20 protein-coding genes are annotated in these 26,964 nt (G+C 40.4%); 11 read left to right on the forward strand and 9 right to left on the reverse strand.

What is annotated here, in order from left to right; translation table 11 throughout:
• Positions 1-102: 102 nt before the first annotated feature.
• Together H6G59_RS07070 and H6G59_RS07075 are read right to left on the reverse strand one after the other, a co-directional pair.
• On the reverse strand, positions 103-837 hold the full coding sequence (locus H6G59_RS07070) for a DUF2232 domain-containing protein (protein ID WP_190712822.1): 735 nt from the start codon (positions 835-837) through the stop codon (positions 103-105).
• Positions 838-850: 13 nt separating this feature from the next.
• The gene (locus tag H6G59_RS07075) at positions 851-1,549 is read right to left on the reverse strand and encodes a Crp/Fnr family transcriptional regulator (protein WP_127053567.1); all 699 of its coding nucleotides are present in this window, start codon (positions 1,547-1,549) and stop codon (positions 851-853) included.
• A gap of 359 nt (positions 1,550-1,908) precedes the next feature.
• Between H6G59_RS07075 and H6G59_RS07080 the strand changes: the two genes are divergently transcribed.
• Positions 1,909-6,267: a hypothetical protein gene (locus H6G59_RS07080; protein ID WP_190712825.1), complete on the forward strand. Its 4,359-nt coding sequence runs from the start codon at positions 1,909-1,911 to the stop codon at positions 6,265-6,267.
• A 445-nt stretch (positions 6,268-6,712) separates the two neighbouring features.
• Positions 6,713-7,378 carry a sugar transferase gene (locus tag H6G59_RS07085; RefSeq protein WP_339327934.1) on the forward strand — a complete coding sequence of 222 codons (666 nt, stop codon included), beginning with the start codon at positions 6,713-6,715 and terminating at the stop codon, positions 7,376-7,378.
• A gap of 60 nt (positions 7,379-7,438) precedes the next feature.
• Here the strand turns inward: H6G59_RS07085 and H6G59_RS07090 are convergent, their stop codons facing one another.
• Together H6G59_RS07090 and H6G59_RS07095 are read right to left on the reverse strand one after the other, a co-directional pair.
• The gene (locus H6G59_RS07090; RefSeq protein WP_190712829.1) at positions 7,439-8,275 is read right to left on the reverse strand and encodes a carbohydrate ABC transporter permease; all 837 of its coding nucleotides are present in this window, start codon (positions 8,273-8,275) and stop codon (positions 7,439-7,441) included.
• A 221-nt stretch (positions 8,276-8,496) separates the two neighbouring features.
• Positions 8,497-9,429 carry an NAD-dependent epimerase/dehydratase family protein gene (locus tag H6G59_RS07095; protein ID WP_190712831.1) on the reverse strand — a complete coding sequence of 311 codons (933 nt, stop codon included), beginning with the start codon at positions 9,427-9,429 and terminating at the stop codon, positions 8,497-8,499.
• Between the two features lie 184 nt (positions 9,430-9,613).
• Between H6G59_RS07095 and H6G59_RS07100 the strand changes: the two genes are divergently transcribed.
• From H6G59_RS07100 to H6G59_RS07120, 5 genes are all read left to right on the forward strand, one after another.
• Positions 9,614-10,750 carry a glycosyltransferase gene (locus H6G59_RS07100; protein ID WP_190712833.1) on the forward strand — a complete coding sequence of 379 codons (1,137 nt, stop codon included), beginning with the start codon at positions 9,614-9,616 and terminating at the stop codon, positions 10,748-10,750.
• A 118-nt stretch (positions 10,751-10,868) separates the two neighbouring features.
• Positions 10,869-11,627, forward strand: a complete 759-nt coding sequence (locus H6G59_RS07105) for an undecaprenyl-phosphate galactose phosphotransferase family protein (RefSeq protein WP_127053638.1) — start codon at positions 10,869-10,871, stop codon at positions 11,625-11,627.
• A 625-nt stretch (positions 11,628-12,252) separates the two neighbouring features.
• Complete coding sequence (gene gmd, locus H6G59_RS07110; protein WP_190712835.1) at positions 12,253-13,332, forward strand: GDP-mannose 4,6-dehydratase; 1,080 nt, start codon at positions 12,253-12,255, stop codon at positions 13,330-13,332.
• A 23-nt stretch (positions 13,333-13,355) separates the two neighbouring features.
• Positions 13,356-14,300, forward strand: a complete 945-nt coding sequence (locus tag H6G59_RS07115; RefSeq protein ID WP_190712837.1) for a GDP-L-fucose synthase family protein — start codon at positions 13,356-13,358, stop codon at positions 14,298-14,300.
• 528 nt (positions 14,301-14,828) lie between these two features.
• Positions 14,829-15,398, forward strand: coding sequence for a 5-formyltetrahydrofolate cyclo-ligase (locus tag H6G59_RS07120; RefSeq protein ID WP_190712839.1), 570 nt, complete (start codon positions 14,829-14,831; stop codon positions 15,396-15,398).
• Between the two features lie 249 nt (positions 15,399-15,647).
• Here the strand turns inward: H6G59_RS07120 and pgsA are convergent, their stop codons facing one another.
• Positions 15,648-16,163, reverse strand: a complete 516-nt coding sequence (gene pgsA / locus H6G59_RS07125; protein ID WP_190712842.1) for a CDP-diacylglycerol--glycerol-3-phosphate 3-phosphatidyltransferase — start codon at positions 16,161-16,163, stop codon at positions 15,648-15,650.
• A 457-nt stretch (positions 16,164-16,620) separates the two neighbouring features.
• On the opposite strand from pgsA, the gene H6G59_RS07130 reads away from it, so the two are divergent.
• Together H6G59_RS07130 and H6G59_RS07135 are read left to right on the forward strand one after the other, a co-directional pair.
• On the forward strand, positions 16,621-16,938 hold the full coding sequence (locus tag H6G59_RS07130) for a muconolactone Delta-isomerase family protein (protein ID WP_190712845.1): 318 nt from the start codon (positions 16,621-16,623) through the stop codon (positions 16,936-16,938).
• Positions 16,939-17,294: 356 nt separating this feature from the next.
• The gene (locus H6G59_RS07135; protein ID WP_190712847.1) at positions 17,295-17,684 is read left to right on the forward strand and encodes a hypothetical protein; all 390 of its coding nucleotides are present in this window, start codon (positions 17,295-17,297) and stop codon (positions 17,682-17,684) included.
• Between the two features lie 174 nt (positions 17,685-17,858).
• Here H6G59_RS07135 and H6G59_RS07140 read toward each other — a convergent pair whose 3' ends face one another.
• On the reverse strand, positions 17,859-20,864 hold the full coding sequence (locus H6G59_RS07140) for an MFS transporter (RefSeq protein ID WP_190712850.1): 3,006 nt from the start codon (positions 20,862-20,864) through the stop codon (positions 17,859-17,861).
• A 428-nt stretch (positions 20,865-21,292) separates the two neighbouring features.
• A complete protein-coding gene (gene infC, locus H6G59_RS07145) occupies positions 21,293-21,826 on the reverse strand; it encodes a translation initiation factor IF-3 (protein WP_127053554.1) in 534 nt (177 codons plus the stop codon).
• A 436-nt stretch (positions 21,827-22,262) separates the two neighbouring features.
• Here infC and H6G59_RS07150 point away from each other — a divergent pair, with 436 nt between their 5' ends.
• Positions 22,263-23,168 carry an alpha/beta fold hydrolase gene (locus tag H6G59_RS07150; protein WP_190712852.1) on the forward strand — a complete coding sequence of 302 codons (906 nt, stop codon included), beginning with the start codon at positions 22,263-22,265 and terminating at the stop codon, positions 23,166-23,168.
• A gap of 63 nt (positions 23,169-23,231) precedes the next feature.
• Here the strand turns inward: H6G59_RS07150 and H6G59_RS07155 are convergent, their stop codons facing one another.
• Positions 23,232-23,585: a BON domain-containing protein gene (locus H6G59_RS07155; protein WP_190712854.1), complete on the reverse strand. Its 354-nt coding sequence runs from the start codon at positions 23,583-23,585 to the stop codon at positions 23,232-23,234.
• A gap of 556 nt (positions 23,586-24,141) precedes the next feature.
• Here H6G59_RS07155 and ilvN point away from each other — a divergent pair.
• Positions 24,142-24,660: an acetolactate synthase small subunit gene (gene ilvN, locus H6G59_RS07160; protein ID WP_071188498.1), complete on the forward strand. Its 519-nt coding sequence runs from the start codon at positions 24,142-24,144 to the stop codon at positions 24,658-24,660.
• Positions 24,661-24,762: 102 nt separating this feature from the next.
• Here the strand turns inward: ilvN and H6G59_RS07165 are convergent, their stop codons facing one another.
• Complete coding sequence (locus H6G59_RS07165) at positions 24,763-26,904, reverse strand: pentapeptide repeat-containing protein (RefSeq protein WP_422602009.1); 2,142 nt, start codon at positions 26,902-26,904, stop codon at positions 24,763-24,765.
• Between the last annotated feature and the right edge of the window lie 60 nt (positions 26,905-26,964).

A 26,964-nucleotide genomic window follows, 5' to 3' on the forward strand; every position in this document is an offset into this window, starting at 1 on the left:
CCTCTCCCCATCTCCCCATCTCCCCATCTCCCCATCTCCCCATCTCCCCATCTCCCCATCTCCCCATCTCCGTGTCCCCGCCTCTCTTCTTCAATGAAAGCCCTAACCCTCATAATCCATTAGCACTTGCACCCAGCTTGGCGGACGGGGAATCGGATTTCCCAAACGATCCAACAGCAACCATGAGGCCAGATGTACCACGAATAGGTAAATCAGGTTGTTGAAAGCAATCAATACTACTGCCCCTACTTGAATGACAAACACACTCGGAGTCGCCAATATTTCCAACTTCAGAAATATCCACTCAATAATTTCTGTCATTTGGGTAATCACATAAACCCACAGATCTTCACCTGATAACACTGACAGCAACCACAAGCGGAAAAATACTCCTAAAACGCTTAAAAGCATACCTAAAGTGATAGAAACAATCCAAGGTACACGACGATGCCACGTTGCCCCCAACAGCACACCCATCAATCCAAAGGGCATGACAAACAAAATACTGCGAACAGGACCCATTAGCACCGCTAACAGTAAGCCAGAGGTGAGAGCAGCCATCCAAGCTGCACGTTTACCCCAGCGCAGGTAAACTAGAGCGATCGGTACTGGAAAAAAGATCCGCAACACAGGACCCAAAGGAAAATAAACATTAATAAACCATATCAAACTAGCAGTACTGGCGAAAAACGCAGTTTCCACCATCCTCAAGGGGGCATCAACTTTGAGTAAGGGTTGGGTTAACGGCTCTTGTTGATTTAACCTATGACTAGGAAGTGAAGATTCAGGTGATGTATTTTCATCAGGTTCATCGGGTACAGAATCTAAAATACTCATACTGAATAAGGTGTTAAATTATCATTTTTTCTAAAGCTGACAAATCGGGAATACACATAATATCTTGATTCCGTACAATCAAGCCTTTTTTTTCCAGCCTTGTTAGTACACGTGTTACTGTTTCCCTTGCCAGTCCGCTCAAACTACTTAATTCACGGTGAGGTAAATTAGGAATTTCTGTGCCTGTCTGTCCTCTTTTCCCCTGTCCTTCTGCCAAAAATAGCAAAGTATCTGCCACCCGCGATTGACTATCCGATTCCCGCAAGCGTAATCGCCGATTTACTTGCCGTAACCTTCGTGCCATGAGTTGCGCCAATCTCAGTCCTGCCAAAGGTTCTGTGTTCAGTAACTTGACAAAATCTTGAGCAGGCATACTGCCAATCATCGTCGGAGTTAGAGTAATTACATCAGTAGAACGCGGAACTTCATCTAGTGCCGCCATTTCCCCAAATAATTCCCCTTGGCCAATAATATTTAGTGTTACTTCTTTCCCTTCTAAATTGTATGTGCGGATTTTCACCCATCCATCGACGACAAAATACACAGAACCGCCCCAGTCATTTTCTAGCAGGATTACTTGATTGGCTGGGTGAGTACGAGTAACAAGATGGGTGAGGGCTTTTTCTACAATAGATTCAGGCAACCCTTGAAAAAAAGGTGCTGAGGTTATCCACGTATGAGCGGTTATCTGCAAGCTATATCGATCTTCCATTAGAACATATTTATTAAAGCTGCTATCAATACAACAAGCAAGATCGCTGTTTAAAAAATAAGCTATCAAATAACAGCCGCTTTTAAAGAGGAAACTAAACTATGTTACACAAGAAAACAACAATCTAGTTTTTTCTCACCAATCTTCATCTTATCCATAAATTTCAGCGATCGGTGATTACTTACCTCTAGTGCAGCATGACACAAATAACTATTAATCCTCACGATGCAGTTGCATCTCCCAGTAATTCATCACATAATTGCCGTCAGAAGTCAGAGCAATAACTTTTGCCACTGAGAACTTCGGTAATTGTGAATACCATAAAAATCAAAGTACATTTCTACATAAGGTAATTTAACGTGACTTCCCGTGCAGATGAAATTCACAAACTGATCGCAGACATTGACAACTTACTTGCCCACAGTGGCAACCGTTTGTCGAAGCTACTGTCTGGTCAAGGACCTGAAGACAGAGAAGTTTTACACCGAGTTCGTGATTTTCTTGTGAAACTCACCGAAACGGAGGTATCTGAAGACAGCACTCCCAAGCAGTCTAATGCACAACCACTATCATCTTTGTTGGCGCGATTTGTGGAGCAGGAGAATAATCAACCAGCATCACATTCTTATCAAATCCAACAGGAACCGAGCAATGTTGTCGCTGGACAATTAAAAGATGAACTTTTGGTTTTGTTTGAACCCTTACAAGCAGAATTGTCAGGACTGTTGCAAGAGAGAGCGACTCTTGTGCAGGAAATTAGACAGCTAGAACAAAAGCGACTACAAAATTACTCCTTAACACAGCAGTTAGCAAATCAAGAGCAGATAATTGCGGAATTTTTACAAGTACTAATAAGCCGCTTAATACCCAGTCTAACACCTCATTTGAAACAAACCGGTTCTAATCCTCCCAGTTCTGTCACAGATGACCAGAACCAGAATCTAGAATTAGTAAACTCTGCAATGCCGTCTGGTTTAGAATCAGCCGAGGGGATAGACAGGTTAGCTAGTCTGGCTAGAGAATTGGATCAACGCTTGTTGTCACTAGATGGAACTGTCAACGTTGTCTTTGGCTCACTAGAGCGTAACATCAACACCTATCATCAGTCCCTATCCCAAGCACTGGCGAGAATGCACAGCCAGGGGATGCAAGGTGAACAGTTGATGGTCAACTTTCTCAATAATTTAACTCAGTATTTACAACAGCAATCCCTAGATACCCAGCCTCTCTTTTCTGGGGTAAATACTGAATTAGAGGTACAACTAGTTTCCACTAGTTCTGAAGTGGTCAGTCAACCTTTGCCATTAATCCAGCTAGAAGATGACTCTTCACTTCCTCCTGCTTCTGCAATAGAAGATGCTGTGACTGTGGAAAATGTGGATGCAGTACTGTCATATCTTGTCAGCGATGAGTTTCTCGCTTCAAACCTTGCTGTTACCACCTCAGAGGAATTACAGTCAGAGGGTGTTGAGGAGACTCTAGAAGCAGCACTGCTAGAAATTACCACAGATGATTCTACCGCTCTTCCCACCTCAGAGGAATTACAGTCAGAGGGTGTTGAGGAGACTCTAGAAGCGGCACTGCTAGAAATTACCACAGATGATTCTGTCACTTTTCTCACTTCACCAGATTTGCAGTCAGAGGGTGTTGAGGACAATTTAGAGGCAATACTGGCAGAAATTGCGACAGATGATTCTTTCTCTCATGATTCTGTCGCTCTTCCCATACCAGAGCAATTACAATCAGAGACTCCTAATGCAGTAGACCAACTTTACGCGAGTTTGTTTGGTAGTGAAAATTCTACTGTCTCCAACGAGTCGATTGCTCTACCGATGATCACACCTGAGTTATCGGTTACAGAAATAACCCCATCTCCAACTATTTCAGAGCAAGAAGATGATGATTTGCTGGTGTTCCCAGATCATGGGGTTGAGCAACAAGAGGCAAATATTTTCGAGCCGAGCCATAATCCCGTCACGGAACTCTCCAATGCTCTGATAGAGTCCACAGAGCCATCATCTGAGTTATGGGAAGGCTTGTTGTTAACAGAGGATACACCACCACAAGCAGAAGTTACCATAGAAGATGCTGCCCCCACACTACTCGACTCTCTGCCAGATCCTACTGATACAATTACAGTTCTCACGGATTTATTGGTTGATGCCAGCAGTGACCAACAACTTTTAGAAAAATTATCCTTTGATGATAATTTAGAAATCGCACCGGCAGAAACTCTCATAGTATCTTCACCAAGAGAGATGCAAACAGAGGCTCAGGATTTACTAGTATCTACTTACATTGCTGCTTCACCACAGGAAAATTTACTGTCTCTAGAAAATAATGAGGCACAAATTGTACCGGACATTGTTCTAGACGAAGAGCAGTTGCAGCAATTGAATCGAGATTTGGCTAACTTTGATTGGCAGTTAAATTCTGGCTCAGAATCTCTTAATAACTCGGAAAGTTTCCAGAATTCCCTCGATACAGTTGTGACGATAACTGAAACGCCTAGGAGCCAACCAGTAGAAAATATACCAACGGGTGCTGTTGCTGATTTGGATGTTCCTCAATTGGACATTGGGGTAGATTTGAATCAGACAACTGAAAAAAAAAAGGAAGCCACAATTTTTTTCCAGGACGCTTCTTTGCCTACCAGTCACAATTTGAGTGCTACTTCTGAGGCAACAGTCACGAGTCTGGATTCAATTTGGTATTTAGGAATTGATTTGGGTACAACGGGGATTTCAGCGGCGCTATTGAATCGTTCCAGATCGATTGTTTATCCTGTTTATTGGTCAGCACAAACCCAATTAGGCGAAACTGCTTTTGAGCAATCATTTCGCTTACCCGCAGAAGTTTATCTACCTACGGCTTCCATACCTCACGCAGAAACTATTGAGCAGACTACACCAGCGGCTGTCGCTAAGGATAAAGTCTCTGACAATCGGACTCAAAATTCTCCGCTACATGGATCACCAGAAGAACCAAAGCACCATCTTTATTCAACGCATTTAAAGCCCTATTTACACGTAGCTATCCCCTACAAGAATACCCAGCAAAAATGGGAACCTGTGTTGCAGTTAAATGAATTTTCAGCCGGACCATTGATTTGGGTGGTGCGATCGCTCTCTAAACTACTATTAACTCTCAAATCTGATCAAAGCAGTACTACTCCCGCTCTCATTGCTCATGCTGTGGGGATAGATACACAAACTTTCTCTGACATCATCAATAACCTAGCCGGTGTTGTTTGTACTTGTCCCTCTAATTGGTTAGAACAATATCGCTTCAATGTGCGGGAAGCTATCCTCACTAGTAAACTAGTCTCCCATGCCCAACAAGTATTTTTTGTTGAGGAAGCGATCGCTAGTTTGTTACCAGAACTTGATAGCGCTGATTCTCAACCAGTCCAATTGAGTGAAAATCAGGGTTTGCGTCCGCTAAAAACTAGCGGAAATCCGATGCAGGGTAACACCTTGGCACTAAATATTGGCGCAACCTCTACAGAAATGGCACTGGTTGATTTACCAAGTGATTTAAGTCAATTAACATACAGAGATTTCATGCTCCACAGTTTTGCCTATGCTGGTAAGGGCATTGAGCAAGATATTATCTGTCAGTTACTGCTACCACCCAAATCTCGTCAACCCCGTCAGCAAGCCCAAGCTAATAGCAACACAGCTACCAGTAATTCTACCCAACGGCATTGGCAACCTTCTATTCCTGGTTTAGATCAGATGCATTTGTCTAGTTTGGGGTTGGAAGCATTAGAACTACCACGAGTTGGGGAACCGGATATTGCTGCTCGGATTCGCTTCCAGCAGCGGTTAGAAAGTTCTCTGTTAGGACAAGGACTGTTAGAAGCTGCTACCGCCCTGAAACTGATTTTGCAACACCAAGAATCTTTTACTCTAGAATTAGCTGACGGGTTGTGGGTATTGCAGCGACGAGACTTGGAGAGCCAAGTATTTGTTCCTTATGTACGTCGTCTCAACCGCGAACTTAATAAGTTATTAGTAGCTCGTGGTATCCCTACAGAAGCCGTTAATCAAGCGATTCTCTCCGGTGGAGTTGCTTCTGTGGGTACAGTCAACCGTTGGTTAAGACAAAAACTCCCTAACGCCAAGATTATTCAGGATTCATATCTGGGTGAAAATGGCGCGCCTAATAGTAGTCGGGTTGCCTATGGTCTGGCTATGTTGCCTCTGTATCACCAGGTTTTAGAAATACCTAGACAACAGTATACTGATTATTTCCTGTTTACTGAATTGCTAAAGCTTTTACCTGATAGTTCCCGTGGTAGCGTGCCGGAAACATCAACTATACGTTCCCTATCTTTTGGTGAAGTTCTGCAATTATTTGAAAGTCGTGGCATCAATACCCGCACTTGTCAACAGCGACTACTGGCTTTCTTGGAAGGTGAATTACCTCCAGGTTTAATACCTTCTATTCTGTCGGAAAGGCTACCTCACTCAGATGCTAGGGAAATGCCTTTAGATTCTATTTGGTTGACCAAAAGCTCCCAGGAAAATCTAGATTATCAAGCGATCGCAGCAGCACCACTTTTTGAAAAACAAGGAAATCTTACTTATCGACCGAATTATCAACAACTTTTGTCTCTGCGTCGCTATCTCGATGCTATCAAAGCCAGTAGTCTGCAATCACTAGAAGAACCATATACAGTTAATTTTTCCTTCACCGTAAATCCTCAACATTAATTCTCCAAAAAAACATCCTCCAAAAGAAATATATAAAAGGATGTACCACGAGATTGAAAGAAACATTAACTGCACCCTATTAATAACGCCTACTTCTGAGTAACAATATCTTCTACTCAAAAGTAGGCGTATATTTTTAATATTGGTTTGATAGTATTTGCCGATCGCCTAATTGTCATGCACAGAGCTGTAATATCACTTCATTTAATTAAAGCTCCAAATGAATCTCTCCATCCCCACCATAACTTCTATATAAAAAACATCAAAACTTTAAAATACCTGGGCTTAATTAAAAGATTGTATAAAGTTACATGGTTTTATTTTTTATAGTACGAAAAACTACTTATGATTATTGTGGATTAAATTAGAATGTGCTTTCGCCTGCAAAAGATAACCATAAATTGTGTCCCTGTTTACTCTTAGAAATAAAACCAAAAGTTATACTGTGGCTAATTTAAGTGTTCTCAACCATCTGACTGTGATTGATGTATCATCACAGTCCCTTCACCCATCAACTACTAGTACTACAAAAAGATTAATTGATATTGTCGGAGCAATTGTTGGTTTAATAATTACATCCTTGGTCATACTTCCCATAGCAATTGCCACCTTATTTAATGATCCAGGCCCCATATTATATTCCCAAATCCGCTGTGGATTGAACGGACGCACCTTTCGGATTTGGAAGTTTCGTTCTATGGTTGTTAATGCAGATAAACTCAAGTCTCTAGTTAAAAATCAAGCCCAAGGTCATATCTTTAAATCTACTGATGATCCTCGCATTACTCCTTTAGGTAGGTTTTTGCGACGCAGTAGCTTAGATGAACTCCCTCAATTTTGGAATGTTTTAATGGGCGATATGAGCATAGTTGGCACTCGTCCACCCACTCCTGATGAAGTCATTCACTATGAGCCACATCACTGGGATAGATTGCGAGTTAAACCAGGCATTACTGGAGAGTGGCAAACTCATGGTCGTTCCCAAATCAAGGACTTTGAAACTGTTGTCCGGATGGATTTAGATTATCAACGTAAGTGGTCTATCACTTATGACTTGATGCTAATGTTTAAAACTATCTGGGTAGTTTTAAATAGAAGTGGCGCTTATTAGCAAGTGAGTCAGTTAAGTAAGTCAGCACAATAAAATCAAACTGTTGAGCAGAACACGATATTAACCCTTGACACCACTACCAGTATCTGTAGGGACAATAAACCTTTGTAAAAATAAAAATAACAGCAATACTGGGGTGATAGAAATTATTGACCCAGCAGCAACTAATCGCCAATCTAGAGAAAACGTCCCCGCCAGTTTAGCCACTCCCAAGGGTAAAGTATATAAACTCTCATCTTGGATAACAATTAAAGGCCACAAAAAGTCACTCCAAGCACCAATAAACACAAAAATAGCTAGGGTTATTAGTGCTGGGCGAATAGCTGGCAACATTATATGCCACCACAATCCTAATTCTGAACTACCATCTAAGCGGGCAGCTTCTTCTATTTCTTTAGGTACGCTCATAAAAGCTTGTCGCAATAAAAAAATCCCGAAGGCAGAAGCTAAACTCGGAAAAATTATTCCCAAATAACTATTTCTCAACCCTAACTGCACTGTCAAAATATAAAGGGGAATCATGACGATTTGGAAAGGAATCATGATTGTCGAGACTATAGCAATAAAGATTCCGTCTCGCCCCACAAATGATAATCTGGCTAAGGGATAAGCCGCTAAAGCACAAAATAGTAGATTCAATCCCACAGTCAGTATAGCCACCAAGGTGCTGTTATATAGGTATTGACCAAAGGGTAATGATTCCCACACACGATAGAAGTTGTCTAATGTGGGTTGAGCGGGTAATAATTGCGGCGGTGATTGTAAGATGTTTTCTGTGGGCGATTTCAAGGCTGTGCTAATTAGCCATAGCAGAGGGAAAAGGGTAACAATTGCGATCGCACCTAGTATTCCATAAATTAATAATGTTTGCAGGCGGGAGTTTTTTAAGTTCAGCATTTTAATTTTCAATTTTTAATATCATGTTCGCTTACACGCATTTTCGGATAAATTCGAGATACAAAGCACGAGAAATAATACTTCCTTGTTTCAATCCCTTAACTTTAGTTATGGGGTTAATCAGTACTCAGTACTCGGTACTTCTGAATTCAGGGTAAGAGTACAGGAGTAAGAATTAATTTTTCTCCCCCTGCTTCTTCTTACCAGTCTTCAATCCCTAATCACACAGCTTTCAAAATCTCTTCATCTACAGAAAAATCTATTTCTTTTTTATCCTGCCCAGAGGCTAGGTAATCATTTTTCCAAGAATCTTTTAAACCCGAAACTAAATCATATTCAGGTTGCCAATTTAATTCTGTCATTGCTTTATTCACCGATGCAAAGAAGTGTTGTACTCGCATGGGAAAAGCTTTCCGTTTACCAAAGTCAAACTTTTTCGGGTCATAATGGACGATTTTAAGATCATCTGGTGATTTGCCAGCAGCTACAGCACAAGCACGGGCTAAACCATCAAACGTCACAAAACGATCGCCAGAAATATTATAAATCTGCTGGATAGCTTTTTCGTTACCTATCACCTGAGTCATTGCTTGGGCTAAATCCTTGACATGGCCTAGCTGGGTGATGTGCATTCCATTACCGGGAATAGGAATGGGGCGATCGCGCACAATTCTATCAAAAAACCAGCCTTCCAACTCGTTATAGTTCTTCGGTCCGTAAATATAAGTGGGACGAATAGAAGTAAAAGGAATTCCCGATTGTTGCAAGTAAGCTTCCGTTTCATGCTTACCCTTGTGACGACTCTGAGGATCGACAGCATCACCTTCTATATGGGGCATTTGGTCAGATTTAAGATATACTCCAGCAGAACTCATATAGACAAAATGCTGCACCCGTCCTTGAAAAATTTCCGCCAGTGGCTGAGTATCTGTCAGTTCCCGACCGTTATTGTCAAAAATAACATCAAAATTTTCTAATGATAACTTAGCTTTTAACTGGCTAGAGTCAGTGCGATCGCCTATAATTTGTCCTACCCCTGTTGGTGCTGGAGAATTACCACGATTAAACAACACCACCTCATGTCCAGTTTCCAGCAGTAGCTGAGTCAAATACACACCAATAAACCGAGTACCACCAATAATCAGAATTCGCATAAACCCCCAATTCCTATGTCAGTTATTTTCTTTCATCACCCTCGTCTTTGAGGTTATCAGGTTGCCGCATCATCTCGGAACATCTTTTGCTAGGATCACATCTTTTGCTTAACCAAGAACAGCCCAACTTACTCATCAAGTCAAAATTCAATAAATTCCACCCTTTGCCCCCCCTAGATTAACTGTGTCCTTGAAATATGCTCTCATTCATGAGTGGCTGACACCTAAAGCCACAGGCGGTTCAGAACTTGTTGTCCGAGAAATTTTAAATCACATTGATGCTGATTTGTATGCCCTGATAGATTTTGAATCTAGTAATCCTGAAAGTTATCTATACAAGCGTCAGATTGGTACAACATTTCTCCAACACTTCCCATTAGCCCACAAAGGTGTACAAAAATATTTGCCTTTGTTACCATTGGCAATCGAACAATTAGATTTGCGGCAGTATGACGTAATTCTGTCTTCATCCCATGCAGTCGCCAAAGGCATCCTGACTACTCCAGATCAACTGCACATCTGTTATTGTCATAGCCCAATGCGCTATGCTTGGGACTTGACTTTTGATTATCTAGACCAAAGCAAACTAGGAAAAGGCTGGATTGGGTGGATGACAAGACATCTATTGCATAGTTTACGTCAATGGGATGTATTGAGTGCAAACCGTGTTGATTACTTCATTGCCAACTCACAGCATACAGCTAGGCGGATTTGGCGTTGCTATCGGCGAGAAGCAAAAGTCATTTACCCACCAGTGAATATTGAAGACTTTCCTTTTTTAGCTGATAAAGAGGATTTTTATCTCATCGTTTCCCGATTAGTGACTTATAAACAAGTATCCTTGATTGTTCAAGCTTTTAATCAGCTAAAACGACCATTGGTGGTAATTGGTACAGGCCCCGAAATGAAAAAGCTGTGTGAGATAGCAAATCCTCATATCCAAATACTGGGATGGCAACCCGATGATATGGTAAAAAAATATATGGCTCGTGCTAAAGCATTTGTGTATGCAGCTTGTGAAGATTTTGGCATTGCCTTAGTGGAAGCGCAAGCTTGTGGAACTCCGGTGATTGCTTATGGTGCGGGAGGTGCTTTAGAAACTGTACGGGATATTCGTACCTGTGTAGATACAGGAACAGGTATCTTTTTTAGATCACAAACAGTAGCAGCTTTAGTGGAGGCAGTAGAAAAGTTTGAAGCTTATCAGGATTTTTTTAATTATGAGTATATACGATTACACTCTACTCAGTTTTCTAGACAAGTCTTCGCAGAGCGCTATCTAGATTTTTTGAATCAATGTCAAGAAAAAAGACCTTCTTGAGAGTGATGGTCTGGATTTTTGTATTTCTTTTGTAAGCTTGTGGGAATTTTTCCCCAGAATCACTGCCTTTTAGCTTTAAGATCGGGACTATGTGTGGTGTGGATTATTAAGGAGTATGATGACTGCCCAGAGCTCACTCCTCTCCGGCAAGCGATACCCACGTAAAGATGCCAATGCCTCGACGCATACTTTAGCAAAACGTGGTCAAAAAACTAAACCGCCAAAGGTAAAACCAAGAGGTTTGTCTTTTCAGGGTTTAAACGGAGAGTTTGCCAAACGACTATTAGATATTGTCTTTTCGCTGTCGGTCTTGATCTTGTTTTTTCCGCTGTACATAATTTTGGCCTTACTGATCGCTGTCAGTTCAGAAGGGCCGATTTTTTATGTCCAAGAAAGAGTGGGTAAAAACTATCGCCGCTTTAATTGTATTAAATTCCGCACTATGGTCAGCAATGCAGACGAAATTCTCGTCCAAATGATGGAAACATCCCCAGAGTTGCGCCAAGAATTTTCCAGTACTTTTAAGCTCAAACAAGACCCTCGGATTACCAAAATTGGTCATTTCTTGCGAATTACTAGCTTGGACGAATTCCCCCAGTTTTGGAACGTGTTAACAGGGGATATGAGTGTTGTCGGTCCCCGCCCTTTAGTAGCGGAAGAATTACCAAAATATGGCTGTCACATCGATCAGATTTTAACCATCCGTCCGGGAATTACTGGATTATGGCAGGTGTCTGGACGTAATGATATTCCTTACCCTCGGAGAGTCCAAATAGATCTGCACTATGTCAAATTTAGGAATTTTTGGCTAGATTTATGGATCATCTTAAAAACCATTGATGTTGTCATCATGCCCAAAAACAACGGAGCATACTAAGAAAAGACTCATAGCTTATCTGGGGGTATGAATTGCTCTACAGATAAGCTGTTGTGCTGATTATAGCAATCCGGTTTGATTTATGATAGCTTCCGTGGCATAGCTATGTCGACTCGTAGCGTCAGGCTACAGGTAACTGGTAAAAATTTCCGTTTTTACCCCGTTACCAATCAGTAGCCTCAACTAGATCACTAGTAAAGCTTGGCGGAAATAATACAGCAGAATTCAGGAGTCAGGAGACGCTTCGCAGACCTCCGGTTCAGGAGTCAGGAGTAAAACTGGCTTGGTGTCTAGGTTTCAATTTTGATTCTGTACCTCATTGATCTGCAATCTGCTGTAATTCTATTATTTGCACAGGCTTCACACAAACCAAGAATTAATGAACTTTTGACAAAGATTTGTAAAATTATAAAATTATACTCACAATTTTAATTTACATAAATATTATCTAGCTTGTTAAAGTACTGCTTTTTTAAGTAAAATAATTTACATTTAGATTAAAATAGCAACTAGACTTTTAGGTTTATTGTTAGACAATTTTAGCCATTAGCTGCTAATTTATCTCAGATAGACTGTAACCTTTCCTATCTTCAATAACATCTACAACAAAAAGGCATAATTGAGCATGACGCAACCAAAGCGAGCGTTGATTACTGGTATCACTGGTCAAGACGGTTCCTATCTCAGTGAGTTTTTACTAGAACAAGGTTATGAAGTTCACGGTATTATTCGCCGGACATCTACCTTTAACACAGACCGTATTGATCACATCTACGAAGATCCTCATAAAGAAGGCGTAAAGTTGTTGCTTCACTATGGGGACTTGACAGACGGTACTACTTTGCGCCGAATTTTAGAAGAAGTCAAGCCTACAGAAATTTATAACTTGGGCGCGCAATCTCATGTTAGAGTCAGCTTTGATTCACCAGAATATACAGTAGATGCAGTAGGAATGGGAACTCTACGTTTGTTAGAAGCCATTCGGGACTACCAGCAGCGCACCGGAATTCAAGTGCGTTTCTACCAAGCCGGATCTTCGGAAATGTATGGTTTAGTCCAAGCTGTACCACAAAGTGAGACGACACCCTTTTATCCTCGTAGTCCCTATGCTTGTGCTAAGGTTTATGCTCACTGGCAAACAGTGAATTATCGTGAATCTTACAACTTGTTTGCCTGTAATGGTATTCTGTTTAACCATGAATCACCACGTCGAGGTGAAACCTTTGTTACCCGGAAAATCACCAGAGCAGTCGCTCGCATCTTTGCTGGTAAACAGAAAAATATTTTTATGGGCAATTTAGATGCCAAACGAGACTGGGGTTATGCCAAAGATTACGTAAAAGCAATGTGGTTGATGTTGCAGCAAGAGCAGCCAGATGATTACGTGATTGCTACTGGAGAAACTCACTCAGTACGAGAGTTTTTGGAATTGGCATTTGGTTATGTGAATCTCAAATGGGAAGATTATGTCGAGTTTGACGAGCGTTATCTGCGTCCCGCCGAAGTAGATTTGTTAATTGGTGACCCCACGAAAGCGCAGCAAAAGTTGGGCTGGAAAACTTCAGTAACTTTTCCAGAACTTGTCTCTCTCATGGTAGAAGGTGATTTACAAGCTTTGGGTTGCACATCCCCCAATAGCAATGGTTCACAACACCCCCGTGATATTGCTACTATTCGTCAGGAACTAGGCACTCTCCACTTTTGATTCAAACTTCCAAGGATAAAACTATGACTGCCTTAGAACTAAAAAACAAACGAATTCTGGTTACTGGTGGGTCGGGGTTTCTAGGTCGTCAGGTGATAGATCAGCTGTGTCAGGCCGGGGCAGACCGTGAGAAGATTACAGTACCGCGATCGCATGATTGTGATTTGCGAGTTTGGGAAAATTGCCAACGTGCTGTTGACCAGCAAGATATTGTGATTCACTTAGCGGCTCATGTGGGCGGTATTGGACTGAACCGCGAAAAACCCGCTGAGTTATTCTACGATAACCTGATGATGGGAACCCAGTTAATTCATGCTGCCTATCAAGTGGGTTTAGAAAAATTCGTCTGTGTTGGTACTATCTGCGCTTATCCCAAATTTACTCCAGTCCCATTTAAGGAAGAAGATTTGTGGAATGGTTATCCAGAAGAAACAAATGCTCCCTATGGAGTCGCTAAGAAAGCTCTTTTAGTCCAATTGCAATCTTACCGCCAGCAGTACGGCTTTAATGGTATTTACTTGTTGCCTGTAAATTTATACGGGCCTGAAGATAATTTTAACCCCAGCAGTTCTCATGTAATTCCAGCGTTAATTCGCAAAGTTCATGAAGCTCAAATTAAGGGAGATAAGCAACTTCCTGTTTGGGGTGATGGTTCTCCTACCCGTGAGTTTCTGTATTCTACTGATGCCGCACGGGGTATTGTCATGGGTACAACATCCTATAATGATTCTGAACCAGTTAATTTGGGAACTGGTTATGAAATATCCATCAAAGATTTGATTACTTTAATTGCAAAATTGATGGAGTATGAAGGTGAGATTGTTTGGGAAACTGACAAGCCGAATGGACAACCCCGGCGTTGTTTGGATATCGAAAAAGCGAAGCAAGCCTTTGGATTTTCTGCTCAAGTCAGCTTTGAAAAAGGGCTAAAAAATACAATTGATTGGTATCGTCAAAACGCCGCATAGGTCAAATGTAGAAGTTTATATCGTTCCCAGTCTCCGACTGGGAATGCAGTTTTAGAGGTTCTACCTCATGGGATAATGCCAGTCGGAAATTTGAGTTTTCATTCCTATACAGAGTATGGGAATGAGGTGCAGAAAAATAAAGTCTGATTTCAGTTTGTATGGACTAAAATCAAAAGAAATCAGGCAGAATTAATCAAGTAAAAATTATCTAGTCAAACTTGTAGAACCTGGGGGACATTTAGCTTCCTGAGATGAATTTGTGGGTCTTCTTGGTAATAATGGAGTCGCAATATATCAACATCTATTAATAATATTGCTATGAACAAGAATCTTTGTCACCCCAACAAGAATTAGTAGAAAATCCTAATTTTGAGATGGATAGGGATCTCAATGCTGCAATTAATTTATCGCGTCTGGCTAAGGCGTGTAAGCTTACTGAAGGATAACTGCTCCCATGCTCCCATTGAAGTAAGAAGTAAAGTCTAGTTTTGTCTAGGTTTTATATAGCAGGTAAGGTAATTATTGGAAATGTATAATAAAGATGAACTCCGACGCACTCTGCTCAAAACACGTCAATCAATGACATTATCAGAGTGGCAAGAAAAGAGCGATCGCATTTGCTCTAATTTACAAAACTCTCTATTATTTACTGAATCTACTACCATTCTCGCTTTTTTCAGCTTTCGTCGAGAACCTGACCTGAGTTTACTATTTACTAACTCAGAAAAACGTTGGAGTTTTCCCCGTTGTGTTGGTAAATCCCTCGTTTGGCATTTTTGGCAACCTGAGGACGTTATTCATACAGGTGCTTATGGTATTCGTGAACCACACCCAGAAGCGCGAATAATTGATATTGAGGAAGTGGATTTAATACTTGTTCCCTGTGTAGGTTGTGATGTCCAAGGATACCGCTTGGGTTATGGTGGGGGATATTATGATCGATTTTTGAGTTCTCCTGAATGGGCTAAAAAACCAACTATGGGGATAGTTTTTGATTTTGCCTATTTACCTCAACTCCCAGTAGATAGTTGGGATCAGCCTTTACAAGCAGTGGTGACGGAAAATGGGTTAATGAGGAGTGATATCGTATTCGGTTAAAGACTTACCCTTCTTTTGTCACTCTCCGAGTATGAAAATGAAGGCAATTTCTTCTAAATGGATTTGAAGCTGCACAGAATAAAATATTAAGAATAATCAACCGCAGATGAACGCAGATAAACACAGATAAAGATGGATCAATCTATGGATTTAAGGATTCTTTGCAGCCTCACATAAAATTGGTATTAGTCATTTTCTATTGAGGATTTATGCAGGAAATATCTGCGGCTCTTATTTCTTCAAAATCTATCACTTTTCTTGATTATTTGCAGGTAGCAAATAGATAACTCCAGATATAACCGTCAAAGCAACGGATACCCAAAAGGCAGTTAATGCAAATATTTGCCAGACTGAAGATAAAGGTGCTATGAATAGGGCTATAGCAATGATTTGACTGACTGTTTTCAGTTTACCCCAAATATTCGCACCAGTGATAGTGGTTTGATTGACTCGCCAACCTGCGATCGCTATTTCCCGTGCTAAAATCACAAACACTCCCCAAGCAGGGATTTTTCCTAATTCTACTAATACCAATAATGGTGCTAATACCAACAATTTATCTACTAAAGGATCAAGAAATTTGCCTAATTCGCTAATTTGGTTGAGTTTTCTGGCTAAATATCCATCTAACCAATCCGTTAAAGCTGCAATTAAAAATATTGTTAAACATATCCACCTCGCTTCATTTGTAGGATTATATAAACCATAAAGTAGAAATGGTATTCCCAGAAGACGAGAGAAAGTAATCCAGTTAGGTAAAGTCATAAATAATTCAAAATTTAAACAAAATTCAAAATAGATACTCTTGCGTAAGAGATAAAAAATTCCCCACTGAAGGCATCTACACTTTAGGGCATTATACGTCAATAAAGCTCCCTTCCCTGAGAATGGGGTTAGGGAATTAGTCGGTCTGTCTGTATACTGCTACCTCACCGAATTGAAAATGGCTAGTACCGCTTTCTCGGAATAAAAAATTAACAATTAAAAATTAAAAAAGTAGATTAAACAGTCATTTTCAGTATTTTTAATGGTTGCTTAACTTACGCCGTGTTGTACTAGAATATCAATTCACTTAATTAAAGCTACAAATGAATCTCCTCATCTCCGTATAAGAGCGTCTGTCCATTTGTATCCACCTTAAAGTGAAACGGTATAAGAGGTTGTTTGACATGGTTGTATTTTATTATTAGTAATTAACAAAAGACTATTAGGAAGGTTAACCGTGCTATATCACTTAGATTTTCACGTCGAATACCCAGAAGATATGACTCAACAAGAACTGTTTGCAATTTGGAGTGAGGAAGCAGATGCTGCACTACAAGCAAAAAGCGCAGGAATAGTTGTAGATTTGTGGAAATGTGTTGGAACTCGTCGGGTAATTGTGATTGTTGATGTTCCAACTCCTGACACCCTTGATCAAATTCTGTTAGATTTACCAATTATGAAAAAAAATGGTCAGAAGGTGGAGGTGGAGGTAACTCCTCTAAGAAGGTATGAAGACTTTGCAGCGGATATCAAAGCTAGGTTAGAGGTTGTTTAAAAAATATTGCTAGGGAACTCCAAAAAATAAATTATCCAGATTTCCGTAATCAAAACGAGTTTTCCTCCCCCTGCTCCTTGCTCCCTGCTCTCCTACCGTCAACTGGAAGATTTTCAGGGAGAGGTTGTTGGGGGTTAGGTGGTTAGGTCTCCTATGTCTTTAATTAAATCGAAAACTGCTATTTAAATAAATTAAATAAATTTATTCCTTTGGATATACATTCATACAATAACAAGCAAAACTATCGACAGAGATAGCGCAAATTTTATTTTGCTACACCTATAATTAAAACCTTGTGAATACTTTTGAGGAATTTGAATCAATACTAGAAATATAATACAAGCAAGGTAAATAATATGTATATTGATCGGAGATTGCCACCAAAAATAGTAGCAAATACAACTGCCAATCAGTTAATTCACCGCGACGTTAAACAGGATCAAGTACAACAAAATAGCTTGAATTTTACCGATTTAGCAATATCTTTAAGTCCTCTGAGCTTTGTCTTTATTTGGGCTATTTTTCTAGTTATTTTGCAGAAAACTCGTTCTCATTTAGATAACAAGATAGTTTTTGCTATCAATGGTTTACAAAAAGTACCCTGTAAAAACTGTAAGTTTTTTGCCAATAACCATTATCTTAAGTGTGCTGTGCAGCCCGATATTGTTCTCACGGAAGAGGCAATAAATTGTTCTGAATACTGCCCTAGAAAAGGTAAATTTTCTGTCAATCAATTCTTTAATTAAGTCCTACCAATTCTGATGGGGCAGGGGGCAAGGGAGACGCGGGGATGGGGAGATGAGGACGCGGTGACGCGGGGAAAATTAAGAATTCCCTATTCCCTGTTCCCTGTTCCCTGTTCCCTGTTCCCTGTTCCCTGTTCCCTGTTCCCTGTTCCCTGTTTACGAATTACGAATTAGTTACTTTGGTGATTGATTATATTTTTCTACCAACTCCTTCACTTGAGCCATGACAAGTGGGTGTGGATCTGTTTGCAAGTGGGGGAGAATTTCTTGAATTACTCGCTGAGAAACTACACTCAGGTAAGAAATTGCTGCTTCCCTAACAAAACCTGTGGGATGGCGCAAATTTGCCAAAATTTCCGCAGTTGTGAGTCGAATATAAGCAGCTTGAGCAAAATGAAAACAACAAGCTAAACACCAATCAGAGAGCAAATTTCCCTGTTCAATTAGCTTACATAGGCGTTCATTGACTGAAATATTTTCATATTGCCAAAATCCCGCATCGACGAGATACTTGAGCTTTTCTTGTTCTGGTCGCCGATCTAAAATGTTTAGTAATAGAGACTTGCAAGGCAAATTCACAGTGTGGTCTAATATCTCTAACCCTCGCGCTAAATTTACCAACGACTGAGATTGAAGATTGAACGCTGCGGCTTGCATCTTTTCTGCTGGGTAAAGCAGTTTCAACAGGAGTAATAACCGATCTTTAACATCTAACTCTAATTCTAGTAGTGAGCGTTGCAGCAACTGACCAATAGTCAAAATCTTCTCATTCTTTTGATAATATTTTAGAGAATCTAGATTTTGGAAGTCTAGGTAAGCGGCATAAATCTCACCTAACAATCGTAATTCTTGCTCAATTAAAGCTTCAACCCGACTTTCATAAAACCGATCCACAAAACTGCTATTTTCAGCTTGTTGCTGAATTTTCAGTAAACTACGGAGGATATAGTCTCTGGTCGTACCCCAGGATGTTTCCAAATATAGCCATAAAGTTTCTATGGCTTCTGGTGTGCCGATTTGAGCAATTGTCCGCCAAGCGTACATTCGCACAACTTCTGGTTTGTAAATATTTGTAGCTAATTTCAATAGCATGGGGATGGCTTCATTTTCCAGACTCACCAAGCACTGCATAGCTGTAGTTCGAGTGGATTTGTAGTAAAGTGCTGCCAGCAGTGATGAATAGTATTCTTCTAAATGAGTAGCAGCAATCATTTCTAAGACTGCACAGCGTACTCGTAATGAGTCATCCTGCAATAAGTTGGGGAGGTGAACACGCAGCGCCTGTAAGTAAACTACTTCTCTGAGCGCTCTGACTCCATTCACCCGTTCTCGTTCTTGTTTATGGGTGAGCATCCGGCGCATAGTTGTGGTAGCTGCTGCCTGTTGCATGGGTGTTCCCTGACGCAACAGCAAGGCGGCCGCAGTGGCGCGGATGAGTGAATGGTGTCGCGGTTGCAGATACTCTTCTAGAAGGCTTAAATTGAGATTTTCCTCAGCCAGCCACACGTAACGCATCGCCAGAGCAAATACTTCTGGGTCTACTGTTCCTTGGGGTTGGTCTAATAATAGACGCACTTCAGGGATATACAGGGGTTTTGCACCTGCCATGAGCATGACTTCTAGGCTTTGTCCTTGTAAATCTGGGGGTAACTTTAGTAGCAGGGGTGCTAAAACTTCTCCTGAGCCTGGGAGATCAATTTGGGCTAAAAGTTCTAAACAAGAGCGTTTATCAGCTGTAGTTCCTGTTTCTACTAAAGCTTTGACTATTCCCTGCTTGAAGGCACGTAGACCTACTGTGGCTGCACTCAATCCCCCTCGTTCTGCACTTAAGACTAATACGTCAACATAGCGCGATCGCAATTCCCACACTACTTTTAAACAGGTGGCAGCTACAATCACGGTTTCGCCTATTAAGACCCACTTTTGTAGTGGTTCAGGAACAAATTTTTGGGAGATCCATATAGTTCCAAAAATGACTAATCCTGTCAAACCTGATGCGATCGCTTCTGCTGTCCCACTGGATAAGGCCTGCATTCGGCTGCGAATCCGTTCAGGTATAGGTTGATAAAGTGCTGGACCGCTACTAATTACAAATGTATAACGCAGCAGTTCATCGCAGAATTTGAGACTGATTAAACCCCAGAAAAATCCCGGTTCTTCAATGGAAGGAAATAAGTTCAGAAGGGAAATCACCCCTGGTAATAAAAAGCCGACAGTAATTGGTAACAGCGCAGCTGTGAAAAACACACCGACTTTTTCAATCAATCGGCTGGAAATAAACCACTGGGTAACTAATTCACACAGTCCCACAATCCCACCAAAGACACCCAAAAAGCTGGCTAGTTGTTGTTCACTTAAACTGGAATTCAGTTCGCGCAGATACTGAAAATCTATTAATAGACCAATTGCTTGTAACAGGGCAAAAAAGGCAAATAACTGCCAAACATATCGCTTCAGCGGAGTCTCTAGGCGGCGGTGTCGGGAAGCTTGTTCTTCAGTGATGTGCCGTTGTGGGGTATGGGGGAAAGCGGTTGGATATTTATAAGTTAAATAAAATAAAATTCCTGAGCCTAAAAGAACGACAATACAAGCAATGAGAATAACTTTATTCAGGTTAGCGAATTTGAGTAACCAAGGTAAACTAAAGCCACTAATCACGTCGGCTACTAATATGCCACTACTGACTAATGGATAAGTACGCTTAATCTCACGAATGTTGAATAGTTGATTAGCAACAATAGAAGTGTTGAGGTCATTGACCACGTAACAGGCATCTACCCACAACCTCAGCAGAAAGATAATAACTACTGCCACATAGGGAATATTTATACCTCCATACAAAAATACTAATAGAAATAATGGCATCACCATGCCTGGTGCGATCGCTACAATCACCGCACGCAACGGAAAAACTTTTTGTAACCAAGAGTATAAAACAACTAGCCCCGCACCAGTGACTGCACTGGCAATATAAATCCAGGGTAGTTGTCCCGCACCATATTTACCCAAGAAGAGTGCTACAGTGCTATCCTCAGCCCACCGCAATCCTACAGATACAATTGTGTAGAAGGCAAACATCATCCAAGTGCGTTCCACTTCTTCTGGTCGAAGATTCACCCACTTAAGCAATCGTGCCAAAACGCCTTTATTGGTAGTTAACCAGTGATTTTTTAATTCCATGCAGTTTTAATTTCTGGGGTAATCACAACGCAATGGCTAAGTAATTAGAATAACAGTAACTGAACGGCAAAAGTCCTGAACAACTGAGTATTTTCTTTCTCACTCAGGTGTCAGGACTATCGTTTTTAAATAAATTTACCGAAAAAATGGGTTTAAAGCCCCGTCCTAGAAGGACGGTTTTCTGATAAAATGGTACAAACGGCAGGGCATTGTCTGTTGGGCGAGATGGTGTAAGACGGGCTATGCCTGCAACTGTTGTTTGAAAGAAAGAATCTCCGCACTTTTAGGGCGGGGAGTATGTCAGAAGAATTTAGACAAAAATTTCCAACTGATGAGCGCTTGGGGTCTGAAAACAAAAGCCCTGATTTTCACACAGAGTCTATTATTACCTGATATACCCAGCGCTCAACACTATTTTGGTGAGAGGATTATTTTTTGGGAGAAATCAGCATCATCATATTTCGCCCTTCTTTCTTTGGCGCTTGCTGTACTTCACCAAATGGCTCTAAATCAGTTGCCATCCGCTTAAGCAAATCCTCTGCTAAATCACTGTGTTGGATTTCTCGACCCCGGAACATCACAGTGGCTTTGACTTTATCACCATCTTTGAGGAAGCGTTCTGCTTGCTTGACGCGCACGTTATAGTCATGTTCTTCTATTTTGTAGCGCATCTTCACTTCCTTCACATCAGCCGTGTGCTGCTTCTTCCGGGCTTCCCGCGCCTTTTTCTCCTGCTCAAATTTATATTTGCCGTAGTCCATAATTCGACATACCGGCGGATCAGCTTTGTCACTGAGTAGCACCAGATCTAATTCTTTGTCTTCAGCTAGTTGTAGCGCTTCCTGTGGAGTGATAATTCCCAGCTGTGCGCCATCAGTGTCAATGACCCGAATTTTCGGGAAGCGAATCCGTTCGTTAATTTGGGGCAGATCGCGAGTTCTTTTTTTCTCAATCACAGGCATTATGATTTTTGGGAGCTTTTTAGTTAAGGATTGGTCTTGGTTTACTTAGTTTTGGTTGTTATGCCCAGACAGGCAAAATACACAAATGACTCACAACTGAAAAATGAGTCTATATTCTCTAGGATAGCGAATCCATACAATAGTTGGATTGTCTGTTATATTTGTCATTCTACTCACTTTGATATAATTTCCCTACAATAGTTAATCTAAATTACATAAACTCGGCTAATATTAAGTATTATTACATTTTTGAGCAATAGCTTGACATTTTCACCAATCAACAGATGATTCTCAATCATAGGTTAAATATATAAACGCATTATCAAATTCAATGTAACATATAATATTACATATGGTGGAGTAACACTTTCTGCACAACCACCCCTGCTAAAATTGAGAAAAGAAATGTTTCCAAGCTCATGATTTGGAGGAATCTGTGACCACTGCGTTATCTTGGCAGCAGCGGGTTGGTAATCAAAGAGACTGGGTTTGGCGGGGTTGGCAAATCCGCTACACGTATATCCGTCCTTGTCAAAATCATCACAATCAAACACCTTTAATTTTGCTACATGGGTTCGGTGCTTCCATTGGTCATTGGCGACATAATTTAGAGGTTTTGGGCGAACATCATACAGTTTACGCTTTAGATATGCTGGGTTTTGGCGCTTCGGAAAAAGCCCCAGCTAACTACAGCGTCCAACTTTGGGTAGAACAGGTTTACGATTTTTGGAAAGCATTTATCCGTCAACCAGTAATATTGGTAGGCAATTCTACTGGTTCACTGATTTCTATGGTTGCTGCTGCTGCCCATCCTGATATGGTGCAGGGTATAGTCATGATGAGTTTGCCAGATCCAACGTTGGAACAAGAACTCCTTCCCGCTTTTTTGCACCCAGTAGTCAGAGGAATAAAAAGTATTATTGCTTCTGGTGTGATTCTGAAACCTATTTTTAATCTAGTACGACGGCCAGGTGTACTGCGACGCTGGGCTAGTCTTGCTTATGCTAACCCAGAAGCTATTACCGACGAACTTATAGAAATTTTAGCTGGACCTCCTCAAGATAGAGGTTCTACCCTTGCTTTTATCGCTCTTTTCAAAGCTTCTATTGGTGTGAACTTTAGTCCCAGTGTCAAGAAAGTATTACCCAACTTAACAATTCCTATGTTATTGATTTGGGGAAAAAAAGATCGATTTGTTCCCCCAATTTTGGCTAGTGAATTTGCTCGATATAACGATAAATTAGAATTGCTGCATTTAGAAGATGTTGGTCACTGTCCCCATGATGAAGCACCAGAACAGGTTAACGAGGTGATTTTGAATTGGATTGAGAAAAATAGGTGACAGGTGAGATGGAAATTTTCGTAATTACGAATTACGAATTACGAATTACGAATTACGAATACACTAGCCAACCGTAACTTGATCGGTGTTTACATCCGTAGCACCATTTACAGAACCAGCTACAGAAATCATCTTTTTGAGAATATCCTGACTAGGAACTTTACCTTTTAGTACCACAGTGCTGCTCGTTTGAGCAACCCAGAGAGTATCAACGTCATCAAGTTGAGGATCTTCGTCAAACGCCAATGCTACTCGTTTGGCTAAACCGCTTTGGTCATATTCTCCATTTAATCCTAGACGCTCTGGAGGAATGCTTTGGGTAGCAGTAGCTGCACCTTGTGGTACTGGTTGAGGAGTCGGATTTACTTGTGCATTTTCCGATTTTTCCATGCCAAAAAGTCTTTTTAACCAACTCATAACAATTGTTCCCCTACTTCAAGGTTTATAGATTTCAAGTATAAACTCTTGAAGAAAAAGTAACATCTACCGCTGAAAGGATATTCACTAACACATATTCCTACTAAGGGTATGATTTGTGTCCGATTTTTATTATTTATGTCACATATGTGATATAAGTTATTTATCAAAAAGGGAAGGAGGTTAGGTTCTGTTTTTCGTGCAGACACCCTGATAATTACCGCTGGAACAGCAACCGATACCATCTGTTTGGTGCTAATTTCTGGTTTACCTAATTAGTGGTTGATGATTTTGGTGGGTTACGCTGTCGCTTTAGCGAAGCCTGTCCCGCAGGACTACACCCACCCTACGCTTAGGGTTTATAGAATTTTCATCTTCATCCTGTTCATACTGTTCATCCTGATATGGCTTGCGCCAAGCTACGCTATCAGACAAGATGCCATAAGTGTATTAGAATAAAAGATTAGACCGAAAATTCAGTGTGGTAGTAAGTCTAGCGCAGCCATGAGTTCAGGTCTGCGTTGATCTTAAGCTCCCCTAGCCTCTGTTGGCAAAAATGAAACATACTCTTTCTGTTCTTGTAGAAGATGAAGCGGGGGTTCTGTCCCGTATTTCCAGTTTATTTGCTCGTCGTGGTTTTAATATTGAAAGCCTTGCTGTTGGTCCGGCTGAACAGGGAGGTGTTTCTCGAATTACAATGGTTGTACCTGGTGACGATCGCGTGATTGAGCAACTCACCAAACAATTATACAAGTTAGTTAATGTCCTTAAAGTCCAGGATATTACCGAAACTCCTTGTGTAGAAAGGGAATTGATGCTTTTGAAAGTGAATGCTACTAGCAGCAATCGCTCAGAAGTAATTGAAATATCTCAAATTTTCCGGGCTAGGGTTGTAGATGTGGCGGAAGATTCTCTGACTTTGGAAGTTGTGGGAGATCCTGGTAAAATGGTGGCGATTGTGCAAGTACTGCAAAAATTTGGTCTCAGGGAAATTGCCCGCACTGGTAAAATTTCTTTACCTCGTGAATCAGGTGTTAATACTGAATTACTTAAATCTTTGGAAGCAAAGGTTTAGTTGTTAATAGTACAAGAACCCCACCCCCAACCCCCTCCTCGCTGTTTCGTGGAGGGGGCTATGATGTAACTCATATGATCAGGAAACGCCATAATGAAAAAATTACTTTAAATAAATCAGCAAATTTAATCCGGGAATTGTGCGGGAGAGAGTCCACAAAACTAGGGTGATGTAAAGTAAACCTAAACTCCATTGATACCAAGCAAGTGTAGCGATAATTCCGGGTAAATGTTCATCTCTTAAACGAATGTCGTTAAATCCTAATCGCACTAAATTATTCAGACTAAAGTCGTAGTAGTTTAGCCAATTCCATCGCTGATTCCATAATAAAGGCATATATCTTTCGCGGAATGTAGGATTTCTCGGAATGACTGGTAAACGTCCAATTAATAATCTTAATTGTCGTAAAGTTCCATCTTCTGTGAAGTAGGAAATATTCATTAAATCGTGATAACGTCCTTGTTGATAAAGTCGCCATAATAAGATGACAGGAACGGGGACTATAATAATTAATAGACAACCTAAAGTCAGCCAAGGCCGTTCAGTATTGTGAAATATTCCTAATAAGCTTAAAGATGCTAAACAGCTAAAGCTAGTCAATATGGAAATAGTTTCGTAATATGTGGGAATGATGGGGACAGGAAGCAGACGACGGTAACGGTCTATTAACCAAAATAGTAACCCAAAGTAGGATATAGCTAATCCTCCCACGCCAAATACTAACCAAAGATTCGTTCCATAGCCACTCAATAACAGCAGTACACTCAACAACAACCAGTTCACAGCTTGAATTAACCATCCTCCGAGGGATATAGGTTCACTTGCAACCAAGCGATCGCTTAATTTATCATAAGTTTCTAAATCAATATCTGCTAAAGTCAGCAATTCCCTACTATTAAGAATCTTTTTTATTAAGCGACGTTCTTTGATGGCTTCTGCTTGGGTGGGAGAAAAACCAAGATTAATTAAACTGACAACGGAAGCATTATTAATATTTGTGGCTACTAAACGTTGGCTTAATTCTATTAATTTTAGGCGTTGTTTTGTATATTCTAGCTGATTTGCATCAGGAATTTGCTGCTGCTGACGAAAATTTTGTCCCAAATTTCGTAAAACATTTTGATTACCTTGTAATGTAGGTACACAAAACTTTTTCCCAATTTCCCCAGCATTACCCAATATTTTTGCTTGATTAGAATTAAAAGTCAAGCCGGGTACATTTAAAAATGCTGCTGGTGCAAATCTAGTATCACTAAAATCAGCTTGGTTAAGAATACTTGCACCTTGCAAATCTACAGATTGATTAAATTCTGTTTCTCGAAAAATTACAGCTTGTTTAAAATTGGCTTCTCGCAATGAAAGAAATTGAGAAAAATTGGATTTTGTAAATTGTACTTGATTGGCAAAAATTACATCAGAAAAATCAGCTATTCCTTGCCAAGAACTACTATTAAATTTAGCTAATTGCTGAAAATTGGATTTATTAAAACTAGCCTTTTTAGCAAAAATACTACCTTGAAAATTAGTAACTTCTTTAAAATTAACTTGTTTAAAACTAGCTTTATCAAAAAAAATGCTTCCCTGAAAATTACTGACTTGATGAAAAATGGCAGAATTGAAGCTAATCGGACGGCTAAATCTGGTTTCATTCCAGTTAGTCTCTTTAAGAAAGTTTGCACCTTGAGTATTTATAGACTGAAGAAAAAAAGTTTTATAAAATTGCACCTCTCCATTAAATCGAGTTTCCACAAAAGTTAAAGCCCCACGAAAAACAGTAATTTCACTGGAAGTATTTGACTGATGATCTAAAAGTGATTTACAATCTTTAGAGTCAGGAAAAGCGATTGCTAAAGACTGCAAACATACCAAACGCAAGCGTTCTAATTGTTCTTGTTCAGTAGTAGTAAAAATTGGCGCTATGGCTTGAACATAAAGAGGAGTCCTTAAACCCAAATCTGTACCAATAAAATCCCCTTGAACTAAAGAATAACTCAAATCTAAACCCAAAGGTTTTGCACCAGTTTTTTGTAATTCTTTTCGTAAAATTTGGTAAAATCCGGCGCGGAAAGTAGTATTCTCTGGACGCAAATCAATCACCATTTGCCGTAAATCAACTGTTAAATTACCTTCTCGTAAAATAGGACTTTTAACTCGTTCTTGTAACAATTCCAGAGTTAAAGGTATACGTTCTGGTTGTGCTGCAAAAGCTGGGAGAGGGAGAAAGAGTAAAACGCAGAGTAACACAAAGGAAAGCGCAGAGTAACACAGAGAAACTTTGCGAAACTTTGCGTTTAACCTTTGCGT

Origin of the sequence: Anabaena lutea FACHB-196 (assembly GCF_014698305.1) — a bacterium.
GTDB classification, from domain to species: Bacteria; Cyanobacteriota; Cyanobacteriia; order Cyanobacteriales; family Nostocaceae; genus Anabaena; species Anabaena lutea.